The sequence below is a fragment of the Variovorax sp. RA8 genome, assembly GCF_901827175.1.
In the GTDB taxonomy this organism is placed as follows: domain Bacteria; phylum Pseudomonadota; class Gammaproteobacteria; order Burkholderiales; family Burkholderiaceae_C; genus Variovorax.
The window spans coordinates 994,316-1,009,470 of the sequence record NZ_LR594662.1 but is presented as its reverse complement, the minus strand read 5'-3'; the positions used below and the strand labels follow the sequence as shown (position 1 = coordinate 1,009,470).

Here is a 15,155-nt window from a genome sequence, read left to right as displayed (position 1 = left end):
GGTTTAGGCGCCGCCGCCGGCTCTAGTGGGGCCTAACTGGGGTCTCGGATCGGCAAGGCCGAGCATGTCGGCGATGCGCACGAGCTGCGCCAGGGATCTCGTCTGCATCTTGCGCATGATCTGCCCGCGGTGGACCTTCACGGTTGCTTCGCTGATGCCCAGGTCGGCCGCGATCTGCTTGTTCACGTGCCCGGCACTCACCAGCGCCATGATCTCGCGCTCCCGCTGGGTGAGCGTGGCGAAGCGTTGCCGCAGCTGAGCGACGAGCGCCCTCTCGCCGCGCTGCGCCCGGTTCCGCTCGATCGCGGCGTCGATCGCATCGAGCAGCTCCTGGTCGCGGAAGGGCTTGCCCAGGAACTCGACGGCGCCCGCCTTCATGGCGCGCACCGTCATCGGTATGTCCCCGTGGCCGGTGATGAAGATCACCGGCAGATCGACGCCTGCTCGCGGGAGCTCTTCCTGGAAGGTCAAGCCGCTCGCACCGGGCAGCCGCACGTCGAGCACCAGGCAGCCGGGTGCGTCCGGCCGCTGCGACTGCATGAATTCCTGCGTCGAGGCGAAAACGCGCACGTCCATGCCGACGGAGGCGAGGAGATCCTGCAGCGCCTCGCGCATCGCCACGTCGTCATCGACGACGAAGACGACGGGCTGCTCGGTGGCCACTACGGCTCCCGTTGCCCCGTCGGCAGCGAAAACCGGAACACGGCGCCGCGCGGCAGGTTCGGCTCGGTCCAGAGCCGGCCGCCATGGGCCTCGATGATCGACCGGCTGATCGAAAGCCCCATGCCGATGCCCTGCGCCTTGGACGTGTGGAAGGGCTCGAAGAGCTTGTCGGAAATGTCAGGCGCGATGCCCGGGCCCGAGTCGCGCACCTCGACGCACACCCCACCCTCCGCTGCGCTCGCGCCGATGGCCAGCTGTCGCGAGCGATCGCCGGGAGCGGTCATGGCCTCGATGGCGTTGACGATCAGGTTCAGCACCACTTGCTGGATCTGCACCCTGTCGCCCCACACGGGCGGCAGGCCCTCGGCAAGCGTGCTCTGGATCGCGATGTCATTGCGGCGCATCTGGTCGCGCGTGAATGCGATCACGTCGAGGACGACTTGGTTGAGGTCGACGCGGTCCCGTCGCGGCGGCTGGCGCATGACCAGCGCTCGGATGCGGTCGATGACCTCGCCCGCGCGCTTTCCGTCCCGGGCGATGCGTTCGAGCGAGCGCTGCGCCTTTTCGAGCTCGGGTGGCCGGGCCGCGAGCCAGCGCGCGCAGGACCCGGCGCTCGCGACCATGGCTCCCAGCGGCTGGTTGACCTCGTGGGCGATCGAAGCCGCGAGCACGCCGAGCGTGGTGACACGGTTGACCCGCGCAAGCGCTGCCTGAGCCTCTCGCAGGGCTTCCGATGCCAGGACGTGATGCGTGAGATCGCGCATGATCACGAGCGCAGACGCCAAGCCCTCCGAGCCGAGCTGCAGCGGCGAGTAGGACACCGACAGGTAGACGCGCCCCAGTTCGGTAGTGCACCATTCCGCGAACGTGAACTGCTCGCCGGCAAAGCAGCGGTCGAGGCTCGGCTTCACGGCACGCTCGAAGAGGTCGGTCCCGAGCAGATCGGCGACATGCATGCCGACGATGGCGTCGGCCGGCATCTTCCAATTGCGGCCGTAGACCTCGTTGACCCGTTGGTAGCGGCAATCCCGGCCGATCACGGCCACGCCATCGGAGGCGCACTCGAAAACCTGCCGCGTCAAGTACTCGCTTTCGCGCAGGCTGCGGAACATGAGAAGACTGGTGAGCGCGTCGGAAAGGCGATGGCCGATCTCCTCGAACAGCCGCCTCTCCTGCGCCGTCCAGGTGCGCGGGCGCGAGCACTGGTGCAGCCCGAAGAGGTAGGGCTGGTCGCCCTTGGGGTACAGCGCCATGGCGAGCACGGATCGGATGCTGAAACTTTCCGCGAGCCGTGCCGGCACCTGGAGCTCGCAACCTTCGCCGAAGGGAACGGCGCCGCTCGCGTTGCGCGCGGTCCGGAACACCGTTGCGACATCCGCATCGAGGGGCAGCTCGGCGCCGAGGCTGAAAGCGCCGGGGAACTCGGGCCGCGTCTGCTCCATCACCGCGTGCCAGGAGTCGGCTCCCGGATCGCAGGGATAGGTGAGCCACGCCCGGTCGCAGGCAAAGATGTCGAGGACGGCATCGAGCACATCGCTCATCATCTTCTCGAGGTCGTTGGTCCCCTGCATCGCGCAGTTGACGCGGTTCATGCTTTCCAGGAAACCCAGGTGCTCGCGCAGCGTGTCTTCGGCACGCTTGCGCTCGGTGACGTCCCGCCCGACGCCCCGATAGCCCGTGAAGCCCCCCGCGTCGTCGAACATCGGCAGCCCCGATACCGACACATGGCGTACGCCGCCGTCGGACGTCGCCCGGGCGAGCTCGAAGTCGCGGAATGGAACATGGGCATCGAGCGCGGCGCGGTGCTGGCGCCAGGCCTCCTCGTCCGGCTCCAGATAGGGCACCTCCCATCGCGTCTTGCCGATCTCCGAGCCCGCCGCCGGCGCGCGGTCGAACCTGGCCGAATACTCCTGGCGGGCGAAGCGATGCTGGGCGTCGCTCTCCCAGTACACGTCGAAGGAGAACATCACCAGCGTGCGAAAGCGCTCCTCGCTCTCGCGCAACGCGTCCTCGGCATGCTTGCGCTCGGTGATGTCCTCGCAGGCCGCGAGCAGCACCGGGCCGCCGCGCAGCAGGACTGCGTTCGCAGACTCCCGGACCCAGAGCACCGTGCCGTCCTTGCGGACCTTGCGCGCCTTCCAGCGCATGACGCGGCCGGGCTGTCGGAACGCCTCGTCGGCGTTTCCCTGGACGAAGTCCCGATCGGCTTCGTGGAACAGGTCGATCACCGGCTGGCCGATCAGCTGGCTCACGCGCCAACCCAGCTGCTCCGCGCCTACGGGATTCACCGACAGGATCGCGCCGCCCGCATCGATGATGAAGTACATCGTGGGATTGGCTTCGAAGGCAGCTCTCCATTGCTCCTCCAGGTCCTGCCGTGCCTCCTCGGCCCGCTTGTGCTGCGTGATGTCGGTATTGGTCGCCAGGACCGCCACCGGCTCGCCCCGCGCGTCTCGCTGAAGTGCCAGGCGGCTCTCGACGACCACCGGCGTTCCGTCGCGCCTGTGATGCACCAGCTCGCCTTCCCATCGCCCGGTGCGCAGCACCCGCGATTCGATCTGCTCCAGCGGCACGGCGGAGGAGGTCTTCAGCAGCTCGGGCGCGGACCGCCCGAGCGCCTCTTCGGCCGTCCATCCGTACATCTTCTCGGCGCCGCGATTCCAGTAAGTGATCGATGCCCCCATGTCGCGCACGAACATGGCGTCATTGGTCAGATCCAGCAGGTTGGAATGCTCGCGCAGCAAGGTCTCCGCCTGCCGCTCGAAAGGCTGCGACGGCGGGCGCGGCAGCGTTTCCTCAACTTTAGGTTCCGTCATGAGCGACTCCAGCGCGTCGCGGCATGTAAGCCGCAGCGCGTCGCGCGGCGCCGGCGGTAGGGCCGGCTCCTCCTTGTGTAGGGGCGACCACCATTCTGAACGCCCTCGGGGCCGCTGTCACGACATGGCGCAGCGAAGCATCCGATGAACTGCGCGGAGCCGGATTCATGCCCGCCTTCGAGTTCAGGCAGCGAACCCGTCCTTCAACGACTCCCTCAACCACGCCACGAACACCGTCACCGCCCGCGGCACATGGCTCGCATAGGGCCGCACCGCATAGAGCTGCTCGGCAAAAGCACCCACCGGCGTCCACTGCGGCAACACCTGCACCAGCTTGCCGGCCTGCAGCGCGCCCTGGGCGCTGAAGTCCGGCACCAGCGCGATGCCCAGCCCGGCCAGCGCCGCATCGCGCAGGGCCTCGCTGTTGTTGGCGGCGAAGGGGCCGGCGACCGGGATCGTGACGCGTTCGACCGCGCGGTGGCCGCTCGATGACTCCAGCGTCCACGCCGGCTGGTCCTGCGCGCGCGGGTAGTGCAGGCAGTCGTGTTGCGACAGCGCCTGTGGCGTCTGTGGCGCGGGGCGGCGGCGCAGGTACGCCCGGCTCGCGACCAGCACCGAGCGCGTGGCGCACAGCCGCCAGGCGACGTGCGTATCGGGCACCGAGGCCGCATGCCGTATCGCGAGGTCGAAGCCTTCCACCGCCAGCGCGCTGAGCCGGTCCGACAGGTCCAGCGCCAGCCGCACCTCGGTATTCGCGCGCAGGAAATCAGCCACCCGCGGCACCAGTTGCTGGCGCGCGAAGGCCACCGGCGCGGTCACCCGCAGGAGGCCGCGGGGCACGCCCGCCAGGTCGCGCACGCCGGCGAAGCTGTGGGCGATCTGCTCGAAGGGCGCGCGCGTGTCGTCCACCAGCCGCTGGCCGGCCTCGGTCAGGCGCACGCTGCGGGTGGTGCGGCGTACCAGCGCCACGCCGGCCGCGCGCTCCAGTTCGGCGATGCGCTGGCTCATCGCCGCCTTGCTCACGCCCAGGCGGGCGGCGGCGGCCGTGAAGCTGCCCTGTTGCTCCAGCACGGTCAGCCAGTGGAGATGGGTCCAGAGCAGCTCGATATTTTTGTCATTCATGGTTGGATTGTTCACCATGGCGAACAATCAATTCAGTCCAGGCGCCTTGGCAGGGCGCATCGCGCTTCCTAGACTCGCCAGACCCCAGCACCGCGGCAGCAACCGCAGGAGACCCGCCATGACCAAGCAGCCTTCGACCCCCACGCCCATCGCGCACTTCATCGGCGGCCAGCGCGCCGGCGGCGCCTCCGAGCGTGCGCAGGACGTCTTCAACCCCGCCACCGGCGCCGTGACCGGCCGCGTCTCGCTCGCCGGCCGCGCCGACGTGGATACGGCCGTCGCCGCTGCCCGCGCCGCCTTCCCGGCCTGGGCCGACACGCCGCCGATCCGGCGCGCACGGGTCATGTTCAAGTTCCTGGAACTGCTCAACAAGCACCGCGACGAGCTGGCCCGGCTGATCACCGCCGAGCACGGCAAGGTCTTCACCGACGCGCAGGGCGAGGTGGCGCGCGGCATCGACATCGTCGAATTCGCCTGCGGCATCCCGCAGCTGCTGAAGGGCGACTACACCGACCAGGTCTCCACCGGCATCGACAACTGGACGACGCGCCAGCCGCTGGGCGTAGTCGCGGGCATCACGCCGTTCAACTTCCCGGTGATGGTGCCGATGTGGATGTTCCCGGTCGCGATCGCGGCGGGCAACAGCTTCATCCTCAAGCCCAGCCCGATTGACCCCAGCCCGTCGCTGCGCATCGCCGAGCTGCTGAAGGAGGCGGGCCTGCCCGATGGCGTGTTCAACGTGGTGCAAGGCGACAAGGAAGCAGTCGACGGGCTGCTGGAGCACCCGGACGTGAAGGCGATCAGCTTCGTCGGCTCCACCCCGATCGCCAATTACATCTACGAGACCGGCGCACGCCTCGGCAAGCGCGTACAGGCGCTGGGCGGCGCCAAGAACCACATGGTGGTGATGCCCGATGCCGACCTGGAGCAGGCGGTGGACGCGCTGATCGGCGCGGGCTACGGCTCGGCCGGCGAACGCTGCATGGCGATCAGCGTCGCCGTGCTGGTGGGCGACGTGGCCGACAAGCTGGTGCCGATGCTGGCCGAGCGCGCCCGCACCCTGAAGGTGCTCGACGGCTCGAACCTCGAAGCCGAGATGGGCCCGATCGTGACGCGTGCCGCGCACGAGCGCATCACCGGCTACATCGCGCTGGGCGAGAAGGAAGGCGCCAAGCTGGTTTACGACGGCCGCGAGTTCGACGGCAAGAAGGCTGGCGAAGGGTGCGGCAACGGCTTCTGGATGGGCGGCACCCTCTTCGACCATGTCACGCCCGAGATGCGCATCTACAAGGAAGAGATCTTCGGCCCGGTCCTCTCGTGCGTGCGCGTGCACGACCTCAAGGAGGCGGTGGACCTCGTCAACGCCCACGAGTTCGGCAACGGCGTGGCCTGCTTCACCCGCGACGGCAACGTGGCACGCGAGTTCTCGCGGCGCATCGAGGTGGGCATGGTGGGCATCAACGTGCCGATCCCCGTGCCCATGGCCTGGCACGGCTTCGGCGGCTGGAAGCGCTCGCTGTTCGGCGACATGCACGCCTACGGCGAGGAAGGCGTGCGCTTCTACACGCGGCAGAAATCGATCATGCAGCGCTGGCCGGAAAGCACGCCCAAGGGCGCCGAGTTCGTGATGCCGACGGCGAAGTAGGCAGCTATTGCTCCCTCTCCCAAAAGGCGAGAGGGAACTCGGAAATCAGGCCTTGAAGCCGATCACTTCCTGCCGCTGCTCGCCCAGCCCCTCGATCCCCAGCGTCATCACGTCGCCCTTCTTCAGGTAGAGCGGCGGCTTCATGCCCAGCCCCACGCCGGGCGGCGTGCCTGTGGTGATCACGTCGCCGGGCACCAGCGTCATGAACTGGCTCACGTAGCTCACGATCTTGGCGACGTTGAAGATCATGGTCCTGGTGTTGCCGGTCTGCATGCGCTTGCCGTTGAGGTCCAGCCACATCGACAGCTTCTGCGGGTTGGGCACCTCGTCGCGCGTCACCAGCCAGGGGCCGATGGGGCCGAAGGTGTCGCAGCCCTTGCCCTTGTCCCAGGTTCCGCCGCGCTCGATCTGGTACTCGCGCTCGCTCACGTCGTTGATCACGCAGTAGCCGGCCACGCACTCCAGCGCGCTCTTCTGCGAAACATAGCGTGCGGTCGCGCCGATCACCACGCCCAGCTCCACCTCCCAGTCGCTCTTGACCGAATTCTTGGGCAGCATGACGGGATCGTTCGGGCCCTGCACACAACTGTTGGCCTTCATGAAGACCACGGGCTCGGCCGGGATCGGCAGGCCCGACTCGGCTGCGTGATCGGCGTAGTTGAGCCCGATCGCGATGAACTTGCCAACCTGCGCCACCGGGCAGCCGAAGCGCGGCTTGCCCCTGACCAGCGGCAGCTTGTCGAGCTTGATCTTGCGCAGCTTGGCCAGCGTGGCATCGCCGAGCTGCTCGGGGCCGATGTCCTTGACGACCGCGCTCAGGTCGCGCAGCTGCCCGTTGTCGTCGACCAGCCCGGGCTTCTCCTTGCCGGGGTTGCCATAGCGAACGAGTTTCATGAGGTCCTTTCTTCTGGGAAAACTAGTAGGTGGAGCGGCCGCCGGACAGGTCGAACACGGCGCCGGTGGAAAAGGAGCAATCTTCGGTGCAAAGCCAGGCCACCATCGCGGCGACCTCCTCCACCGTGCCGAAGCGGCCCATCGGGATCTTCGAGAGCATGAAGGCGATGTGCTCCGGCGTCATCTGGTCGAAGATGGCCGTCTTCACCGCGGCCGGTGTCACGCAGTTGACGCGCACGCCGGTGTCGGCCAGTTCCTTGCCGAGCGACTTGGTGAGCGCGATCACCGCCGCCTTGCTCGCGCTGTAGGCACTGGCGTTGGGGTTGCCTTCCTTGCCCGCGACCGAGGCGATGTTGACGATGCGGCCGTAGCCCTGCCTGCGCATCTGCGGCACCACTTCGCGGCAGCAGATGAAGAGGCCATTGAGGTTGACCTCCATCACCTCGCGCCAGGCATCCACCGGGTAGTCCCACAGCTTGACGTTGGGCCCGGTGATGCCGGCGCTGTTGACCAGCGCGTCGATGCGTCCCGCCTGCGTGAGCGTGGCCGCCACCGCCTCGGCCACCGAGGTCTGCTGCGCGACATCGACCTTCAGCGCGAAGGCCTTCGGCCCCAGCGTCCAGGCCGTCTTCTCGGCCGCCTCGGCATCGCGGTCCCACAGCGTGACGCTGCCGCCCGAGTCGATCAGCCGCCGCGCGATGCCGCGCCCCAGCCCGGTGGCGCCACCGGTCACGACCGCATGCCGGTCCCGGAAGTCGAGCTGGTTCATATGGTGATGCCGCCGTCGGCCGCATAAGCCTGGCCGGTGACGAACTGCGACTCGTCGCTGGCGAGGAACACCACCAGCGGCGCGATCTCCTCGGCCTGCGCCAGCCGGCCCATGGGCTGGCGCGCGATGAAGGCCTTGCGCGCCTCCACCGGGTCGGCGTTGGCGTTGATGCGGTCGGCCAGCGAAGGGGTGTCTACCGTGCCCGGGCACACCGCGTTGCAACGGATGCCCTGGCCCACGTAGTCGGCCGCGACGCTCTTGGTCAGCCCCAGCACCGCCGCCTTGGTGGTGCCGTAGACGCAGCGGTTCGGCAGTCCCTTGATGCTGGAGCACACGCTGGCCATGTTGATGATGCTGCCGCGTCCAGCGGCCAGCATGCCCGGCAGCACGGCCTGGATGGTCCACAGCTGGGCCCGCACGTTGAGGCGGAAGGCGAAGTCCAGGTCCTCGTCCGTGGCCTGCAGCGCGGCGCCGTTGTGCACCACGCCGGCGCAGTTGAAGAGGATGTCGAGCGCGGGGAGCGTCTTCACGAAGCCGTCGATCGCGGCCTTGTCGAGCACGTCGAGCTTTGCGGCGGTGATGTTGGCCACGCCCGCGAAGCGGGACAGCAGCGCCTCGTTGATGTCGGTCGCCCAGACCTGCGCGCCCTCGGCGGCCAATGCGAGCGCGCTCGCGTGCCCGATGCCCTGCCCGGCCGCGGTGACGAGCGCGGTCTTGCCTTCGAGTCTCATGGGATGTCCTTCTGCTGTGGAATGTGATCGGCGATCGGCGATTGCGGCCTTCAGGGTTTGGCCCGATGGCTGCATCGCGGAGCACCTCGTATTCTGAATTGGCCTGACCACCTGGCCAATCCAGGACAACCCCTAAGTGCCGCTGCAGACCCTCGAACCCAGACGCCTCTACCGCCAGATCGCCGACCAGCTCAGCGCGCTGATCGCGCAGGGCGAGTTCGCGGCCGGCGCTCGCCTGCCCGCGGAGCGCGACCTGGCCAAGCAGTTGGGCGTGAGCCGGCCTTCGGTGCGCGAGGCGCTGATCGCGCTCGAGGTAGAGGGCTGGGTCGAGGTGCGCACCGGTTCCGGTGTCTACGTGCTCGACCGCACGCAACATGCGCGGGTGCCGGAGGCCAGCACCGAATGGGGCCCGCTCGAGCTGATTCGCGCACGGCGCGTGGTCGAGGGCGAGACCGCGGCCATCGCAGCGGCCACCTCCAGGCGCAAGGACATCGAGGCGATGACGCGCGCCATCGAGCACATGCGCGATCTGGCGGACCGCAATGTGATGCCGCTGGAGGGTGACCGCGCCTTCCACCTGGCCATCGTCGAGTGCTGCGGCAACGTGGTGCTGTCGGAGACGGTGCAGGGCTTCTGGGATTCGCGCCGTGGGCCGATCTTCACGCGCCTGGGGGGCTACTTCGAGAGCGTCAAGTCCTGGCGCTCGGCGATTGCCGAGCACGAGGCAATCCGGGATGCCATCGCCGCGCGCGACGCCGAGGGCGCGCGCCGGGCAATGCACGCCCACATGGACAAGTCGCACCAGCGCTTCAGCGCCAGCTGGCGCCGCGCCAACCTCTTCTTTCAACCACCGATGGAGACAAGAAAATGACCAGCACCAAGCGTTTCGCACTCAAGACGATCGCGGCCTGCGTTCTCGCCACAGGGGCCCTCGGCATGGCCCAGGCGCAGACCAAGCTCAAGTGGGCCCACGTCTACGAGACCTCGGAGCCCTTCCACAAGTACTCGGTCTGGGCCGGCGAGGAGATCAAGAAGCGCACCAACGGCAAGTACGAAGTCCAGGTGTTCCCGGCCTCCAGCCTGGGCAAGGAGGCTGACATCAACCAGGGCCTGACGCTGGGCACCGTGGACATCATCCTTTCCGGCGCGAGCTTCGCGGGCCGGACGTATGCCCCGCTGGCGGTGTCGTACTTTCCCTTCATCTTCCGCGACGCGGAGCACCAGTTGAAGTACGCCAAGAGCGACGTCTTCAAGGAACTGGCCAAGGGCTACGACGACAAGAGCGGCAACCACATCACGGCGCTGACCTACTACGGCGCGCGCCATGTCACCTCCAGCGCCGCCAGGCCGGTGGCCAAGCCCGAGGACATGAAGGGCCTGAAGATCCGCGTGCCCGATGCGCCGGCGTACCTGGCCTTCCCCAAGGCGCTGGGTGCCAACCCCACGCCGATCGCCTTCGCCGAGGTCTACCTGGCGCTGCAGAACGGCACGGTCGATGCGCAGGAGAACCCGCTGCCGACCATCGAGGCGAAGAAGTTCTACGAGGTGCAGAAGAACATCTCGCTGACGGGGCACATCGTCGATTCGCTCCTGACCATCGTCTCGGGACAGCTGTGGGGCAAGCTCTCCGCGGACGAGAAGAAGATCTTCACCGAGGTGATGCAGGAGGCCGCGGAGAAGACCGGGCGCGAGATCATCGCTTCGGAAACGCGGCTGGTGGAAGAGTTCAAGAAGAGGGGGAACAACGTGATCACCGTCGACAAGAACGCGTTCCGCGAGGCGGTGTTGAAGAACACCAAGCCGACGGATCACGGCTACAGGCAGCAGGACTACGACCGGATCACTGCCATCAAATAAGGTCCGTTGGCCCCCCTCCCCTCTGCGGGCGGAGGGGGTGGGGCACAAGGCAAAACCATGACCGAACAAAAAATCATCGACGACGAAGGCCACTTCCACGCCGAGGACGAGGTGGTCGACCTTTCCGACACCATCGCCGAGGGCTGGGCCGCGCTCGCCATCTTCTGGCTGCTCGGCCTCACCGTCTTCTACCAGTTCGTGACCCGCTACGTGATGAACGACTCGGCCGCCTGGACCGAGGAGGTGGCGCGCTACATGCTCATCGGCGTGGTCTTCATCGGCGCGGCCATCGGCGTCTCGAAGAACAACCAGATCCAGGTCGACTTCTTCTACCGCTATCTCCCCGGCGCGATCGGCCGCTGGATGTCGCGCGCGGTCGATGTGCTGCGCGTCGCCTTCTTCCTGGCAGCGGTCGTGATGACCGTGCAGATGATGCTGAAGATCGGCAACCAGACACGGATGACCATCGTCGACCTGCCGATGAACCTGGTGTATGGCCTCTGCCTGTTCGGCTTCGCGGCCATGGCCTGGCGTTCGCTGCAGGTGGCGCGAGTGCACTGGCGGCGCGGCTACAGCGTGCTCGAACGTCCCGAGTCCACGCTGGCCGATTCGTGAGCCCGCGCCCGGCCCGTCCATAACCGACCAGAAAATGCTCAAGATCTTCTTCCTGCTCTTCATGGCCGGCGGCGTACCCGTCGCCATCGCCATGGCCGGCGCCTCGCTGGTCTACATCCTGACGTCGGGGAGCCTCCCGCCTTTCGTCGTCATCCACCGCATGGTCAGCGGCATCGACAGCTTTCCGCTGCTGGCCGTGCCCTTCTTCATCCTGGCCGGCAACCTGATGAACAACGCCGGCATCACCACCCGCATCTACAACTTCGCATTGGCGCTGGTGGGTTGGCTCAAGGGCGGCCTGGGGCATGTGAACGTGCTGGGCTCGGTCATCTTCGCGGGCATGAGCGGCACCGCCATCGCGGACGCCGCGGGCCTCGGCACCATCGAGATCAAGGCAATGAAGGAGCACGGCTACGCGACCGAGTTCGCGGTGGGCGTGACCGCGGCTTCGGCCACGCTGGGCCCGATCATCCCGCCGAGCCTGCCCTTCGTGATCTACGGGATGATGGCCAACGTCTCGGTGGGCGCCCTCTTCCTCGCGGGTATCCTGCCCGGCGCGATGATGGCGCTGCTGATGATGTTCACCGTCGGCTGGTACGCCCACCGCAACAACTGGGGCGGCGACGTCAAGTTCTCCAGCACCCGGCTCTTCAAGGCGCTGTGCGAGCTGGCGGTGGTGATCGGCTGGCCGCTTCTGCTGTGGGTCGCGGTGACCAGGCTGGGTGCGCCGGCGCAGGTCACCGTCTTCGTCGGCCTGGCGCTGCTCTTCGTGCTCGACCGGATCTTCACCTTCGAGGCGCTGCTGCCGATCATGACCCCCGTGCTGCTGATCGGCGGCATGAGCACCGGCCTCTTCACGCCCACCGAGGGCGCGATCGCCGCCTGCGTGTGGGCCATGATCCTCGGCTTCGGGTGGTACCGGACGCTGTCGTGGAAGATGTTCGTCAAGGTCTGCCTCGACACGATCGAGACCACCTCCACCGTGCTCTTCATCGTCGCCGCCGCCTCCATCTTCGGCTGGATGCTGACGGCCACCGGCGTCACCACCGACATCGCGAACTGGGTGCTGGGCTTCACCAAGGAGGCCTGGGTCTTCCTGCTGCTGGCCAACCTGCTGATGCTTTTCGTCGGCTGCTTCCTGGAGCCGACTGCGGCGATCACGATCCTGGTGCCGATCCTGCTGCCCATCGCGACGCAACTGGGCGTGGACCCCATCCACTTCGGCCTGGTGATGGTGCTGAACCTGATGATCGGCCTGCTGCACCCGCCGATGGGCATGGTGCTCTTCGTGCTGGCACGGGTGGCGGGCTTGAGCTTCGAGCGCACCACCATGGCGATCCTGCCCTGGCTGGTGCCGCTGCTGCTGAGCCTGGCCGTCATTACCTACATGCCCCAGTTGGTACTGTGGTTGCCGAAAATGTTCTTCTGATTCCAAGACGCAGGACCCCGCGATGAATCCCTTTATCCGACTCCACCCGGCGGACGACGTCGTGATCGCCCGCGGCCAGCTGGTCGGCGGCACGGCCATCGAAGGCGTGACTGCCCGCGGCCTGATCCCGCCCGGCCACAAGGTTGCCGTGCGCGCCATCGCCCAAGGCGAGCCGGTTCGCCGCTACAACCAGATCATCGGCTTCGCGAGCCGCCCCATCGCGCCCGGCGAACATGTGCACACGCACAACCTCGACATGGGCCCCGACAAGGGCCACTTCGAGCGCGACTACGCCTTCGGTGCCGACGTCAAGCCGCCGCCCGCGCGGCGCGAGGCGAGCTTCATGGGCATCCGGCGCGCCGACGGCCGCGTGGCCACGCGCAATTACATCGGCGTGCTGACCAGCGTGAACTGCTCGGCCACCGCGGCACGTGCCATCGCCGACCACTTCTCGCGCAAGACCAACCCGTCGGCGCTCGCGCCCTACCCGCATGTCGACGGCGTGGTCGCGCTCACGCACAGCACCGGCTGCGGCATGGACGCCGGCGGCATGGGCATGCAGCTGCTGGAACGCACGCTCACCGGCTATGCGACGCACGCCAACTTCGCGGCCGTGCTGGTCGTGGGCCTGGGCTGCGAGGCGAACCAGATCAACGCCTGGCTGGCCACCGGCAACCTGCGGGAGGGCGAGAACCTGCGGGTCTTCAACATCCAGGACACGGGCGGTACGCGCAAGACGGTCGAGAAAGGCGTGGCGCTGATCAACGAAATGCTGCCGCGCGCCAACGCGGCGGAGCGCGAGCCCTGCAGCGCGGAGCACATCACCATCGGCCTGCAGTGCGGCGGCTCGGACGGCTATTCCGGCATCAGCGCCAACCCGGCGCTGGGCGCGGCGGTGGACCTGCTGGTGGCGCACGGCGGCACCGCCATCCTCTCGGAGACGCCGGAGATCTATGGCGCCGAGCACCTGCTGACCCGCCGCGCCGTCCGGCGCGAAGTGGGCGAGAAGCTGGTCGAGCGCATCCGCTGGTGGGAGCACTACACCGCCATCAATGAGGGCGAGATGAACAACAACCCCTCCCCCGGCAACAAGGCCGGCGGGCTCACCACCATCCTCGAGAAGAGCCTGGGCGCCGTGGCCAAGGGCGGCACCAGCAACCTCGAGGCGGTGTTCGAGTACGCGGAGCCGGTGCGCGCACACGGCTTCGTCTACATGGACACGCCAGGCTACGACCCGGTGAGCGCGACCGGCCAGGTAGCGGGCGGCGCCAACATGATCTGCTTCACCACCGGCCGCGGCTCGGCCTACGGCTGCGCGCCCTCCCCTTCGCTCAAGCTCGCCACCAACTCCGCGCTGTGGCAGCGGCAGGAGGAGGACATGGACATCAACTGCGGCGAGATCGTCGAGGGCAACGTGTCGATCCAGGACATGGGCCAGCGCATCTTCGAGCTGGTGCTGGCGACCGCCTCGGGCGCGCCCAGCAAGAGCGAAAAGCACGGCTACGGGCAGAACGAGTTCGTGCCGTGGCAGGTCGGGGCGGTGATGTGATGGCCCGGACGCTCCCCGCCTCCACCCTCCGCACCCAGGTCGCCGCCATCATCGCCGGCACTGGGAGCACCCCCGCCGAAGCCGAGCAGGTCGCCGCCAACCTCGTGCTCGCGAACCTCAGCGGCCATGACTCGCACGGCGTCGGCATGGTCCCCCGCTACGTCGACGCGGCGGCCGAGGGCGGCCTGAAGCCCAATTCCGGCGTCAAGATCAACCTCGACACCGGCCCGATGCTCGCGCTCGATGGCCAGCGCGGCTATGGGCAGATCGTCGGCGTGCAGGCCATGACGCTCGCGATCGAACGCGCGAAGCAGCACGGCACCTGCGTCCTCTCCCTCGCCAATGCCCACCACCTGGGCCGCATCGGCCACTTCGCCGAGATGGCGACCGAGCAGGGCCTGGTGTCGATGCACTTCGTCAACGTGCTCTCGCGTCCCGTGGTCGCGCCGTGGGGCGGCGGCGACGGGCGCTTCGGCACCAATCCTTGCTGCATCGGCGTTCCGTTGAAAGGGGCCGAAGCCTTCATCCTGGACTACGCCACCAGCCGCGTCGCCCAGGGCAAGATGCGCGTCGCCCACAACAAGGGCGAGCGTGTGCCGCCGGGCTACCTCATCGACGAGCATGGCGCCCCCACGGACGATCCTGGCGTGGTGGTGGTGCCGCAGAGCAACGGCCTGTTCGGCGCGCTCATGACCTTCGGCGAGCACAAGGGCTACGGCATGGCGGTCGCCTGCGAGCTGCTGGGCGGCGCGCTCACGGGCGGTGGCACCTGGCATCGCCAGCCCGACACCGCGCGCACCGTGCTCAACGGCATGCTGGCCGTCGTCATCGATCCGGCCAGACTGGGCACGCAAGCCAGCTTCGAGCAGGAGGCGCGCGCCTTCGTCGAGTGGCTGCGCCAGAGCCCACCCGGCCAGGGCTTCGAGGGCGTGCAGATTGCCGGCGAACCCGAGCGCAAGGCGCGTGCGGCGCGCGAGCGCGACGGCATCTGGATCGACGACGCGACCTGGAGCGAGATCGTGGCGGCCGGCGCGAAGGTGGGCGTGGCGATCGGCTGACCGCCCG

The 15,155-nt window shown here is 68.0% G+C and carries 13 protein-coding genes; 7 read left to right on the top strand and 6 right to left on the bottom strand.

Annotated features, from left to right (window positions below):
* Positions 1–3 precede the first annotated feature (3 nt).
* The 3 genes from E5P3_RS04825 to E5P3_RS04815 all read right to left on the bottom strand — a co-directional run bounded on the left by E5P3_RS04825 (position 4) and on the right by E5P3_RS04815 (position 4,601).
* A complete protein-coding gene (locus E5P3_RS04825; protein ID WP_162584932.1) occupies positions 4–663 on the bottom strand; it encodes a response regulator transcription factor in 660 nt (219 codons plus the stop codon).
* Positions 663–3,479: a PAS domain S-box protein gene (locus tag E5P3_RS04820; RefSeq protein ID WP_162584931.1), complete on the bottom strand. Its 2,817-nt coding sequence runs from the start codon at positions 3,477–3,479 to the stop codon at positions 663–665. The genes E5P3_RS04825 and E5P3_RS04820 overlap by 1 nt, the downstream gene beginning before the upstream one ends.
* A gap of 183 nt (positions 3,480–3,662) precedes the next feature.
* Positions 3,663–4,601 carry a LysR family transcriptional regulator gene (locus E5P3_RS04815; protein ID WP_162584930.1) on the bottom strand — a complete coding sequence of 313 codons (939 nt, stop codon included), beginning with the start codon at positions 4,599–4,601 and terminating at the stop codon, positions 3,663–3,665.
* Between the two features lie 118 nt (positions 4,602–4,719).
* Between E5P3_RS04815 and E5P3_RS04810 the strand changes: the two genes are divergently transcribed.
* A complete protein-coding gene (locus E5P3_RS04810; RefSeq protein WP_162584929.1) occupies positions 4,720–6,246 on the top strand; it encodes a CoA-acylating methylmalonate-semialdehyde dehydrogenase in 1,527 nt (508 codons plus the stop codon).
* Between the two features lie 45 nt (positions 6,247–6,291).
* Here the strand turns inward: E5P3_RS04810 and E5P3_RS04805 are convergent, their stop codons facing one another.
* From E5P3_RS04805 to E5P3_RS04795, 3 genes are read right to left on the bottom strand one after another with little or no spacing between them, the layout of a single operon-like run.
* Positions 6,292–7,140, bottom strand: coding sequence for a fumarylacetoacetate hydrolase family protein (locus E5P3_RS04805; protein ID WP_162584928.1), 849 nt, complete (start codon positions 7,138–7,140; stop codon positions 6,292–6,294).
* Positions 7,141–7,162: 22 nt separating this feature from the next.
* Entirely contained in the window at positions 7,163–7,909 is a 747-nt protein-coding gene (locus E5P3_RS04800) for an SDR family NAD(P)-dependent oxidoreductase (RefSeq protein ID WP_162584927.1), read from the bottom strand.
* Positions 7,906–8,640: an SDR family oxidoreductase gene (locus tag E5P3_RS04795; protein WP_162584926.1), complete on the bottom strand. Its 735-nt coding sequence runs from the start codon at positions 8,638–8,640 to the stop codon at positions 7,906–7,908. The genes E5P3_RS04800 and E5P3_RS04795 overlap by 4 nt, the downstream gene beginning before the upstream one ends.
* Positions 8,641–8,776: 136 nt before the next feature.
* On the opposite strand from E5P3_RS04795, the gene E5P3_RS04790 reads away from it, so the two are divergent.
* Genes E5P3_RS04790 through E5P3_RS04765 form a run of 6 tightly spaced genes read left to right on the top strand, consistent with a single transcriptional unit; the run spans position 8,777 to position 15,148 of the window.
* Positions 8,777–9,511, top strand: a complete 735-nt coding sequence (locus E5P3_RS04790; RefSeq protein ID WP_162584925.1) for a FadR/GntR family transcriptional regulator — start codon at positions 8,777–8,779, stop codon at positions 9,509–9,511.
* Entirely contained in the window at positions 9,508–10,497 is a 990-nt protein-coding gene (locus E5P3_RS04785; protein WP_162584924.1) for a sialic acid TRAP transporter substrate-binding protein SiaP, read from the top strand. Before E5P3_RS04790 ends, E5P3_RS04785 begins: the two co-directional genes overlap by 4 nt.
* A 57-nt stretch (positions 10,498–10,554) precedes the next feature.
* Complete coding sequence (locus tag E5P3_RS04780) at positions 10,555–11,112, top strand: TRAP transporter small permease (protein ID WP_162584923.1); 558 nt, start codon at positions 10,555–10,557, stop codon at positions 11,110–11,112.
* Positions 11,113–11,146: 34 nt separating this feature from the next.
* The gene (locus E5P3_RS04775) at positions 11,147–12,541 is read left to right on the top strand and encodes a TRAP transporter large permease (protein ID WP_162584922.1); all 1,395 of its coding nucleotides are present in this window, start codon (positions 11,147–11,149) and stop codon (positions 12,539–12,541) included.
* Between the two features lie 22 nt (positions 12,542–12,563).
* Positions 12,564–14,090 (top strand): UxaA family hydrolase, encoded by a 1,527-nt coding sequence (locus E5P3_RS04770; protein WP_162584921.1) that lies wholly within the window; start codon positions 12,564–12,566, stop codon positions 14,088–14,090.
* Positions 14,090–15,148 (top strand): malate/lactate/ureidoglycolate dehydrogenase, encoded by a 1,059-nt coding sequence (locus E5P3_RS04765; protein ID WP_162584920.1) that lies wholly within the window; start codon positions 14,090–14,092, stop codon positions 15,146–15,148. The genes E5P3_RS04770 and E5P3_RS04765 overlap by 1 nt, the downstream gene beginning before the upstream one ends.
* Positions 15,149–15,155 lie beyond the last annotated feature (7 nt).

Bases quoted from the DNA above. Each gene is read 5' to 3' on its own strand.
- E5P3_RS04785 (WP_162584924.1), top strand. From the start codon at position 9,508: ATGACCAGCACCAAGCGTTTCGCACTCAAGACGATCGCGGCCTGCGTT.
- E5P3_RS04805 (WP_162584928.1), bottom strand. From the start codon at position 7,140: ATGAAACTCGTTCGCTATGGCAACCCCGGCAAGGAGAAGCCCGGGCTG.
- E5P3_RS04775 (WP_162584922.1), top strand. From the start codon at position 11,147: ATGCTCAAGATCTTCTTCCTGCTCTTCATGGCCGGCGGCGTACCCGTC.
- E5P3_RS04765 (WP_162584920.1), top strand. From the start codon at position 14,090: ATGGCCCGGACGCTCCCCGCCTCCACCCTCCGCACCCAGGTCGCCGCC.
- E5P3_RS04795 (WP_162584926.1), bottom strand. From the start codon at position 8,640: ATGAGACTCGAAGGCAAGACCGCGCTCGTCACCGCGGCCGGGCAGGGC.
- E5P3_RS04820 (WP_162584931.1), bottom strand. From the start codon at position 3,479: ATGACGGAACCTAAAGTTGAGGAAACGCTGCCGCGCCCGCCGTCGCAG.
- E5P3_RS04800 (WP_162584927.1), bottom strand. From the start codon at position 7,909: ATGAACCAGCTCGACTTCCGGGACCGGCATGCGGTCGTGACCGGTGGC.
- E5P3_RS04815 (WP_162584930.1), bottom strand. From the start codon at position 4,601: ATGAATGACAAAAATATCGAGCTGCTCTGGACCCATCTCCACTGGCTG.
- E5P3_RS04780 (WP_162584923.1), top strand. From the start codon at position 10,555: ATGACCGAACAAAAAATCATCGACGACGAAGGCCACTTCCACGCCGAG.
- E5P3_RS04770 (WP_162584921.1), top strand. From the start codon at position 12,564: ATGAATCCCTTTATCCGACTCCACCCGGCGGACGACGTCGTGATCGCC.
- E5P3_RS04810 (WP_162584929.1), top strand. From the start codon at position 4,720: ATGACCAAGCAGCCTTCGACCCCCACGCCCATCGCGCACTTCATCGGC.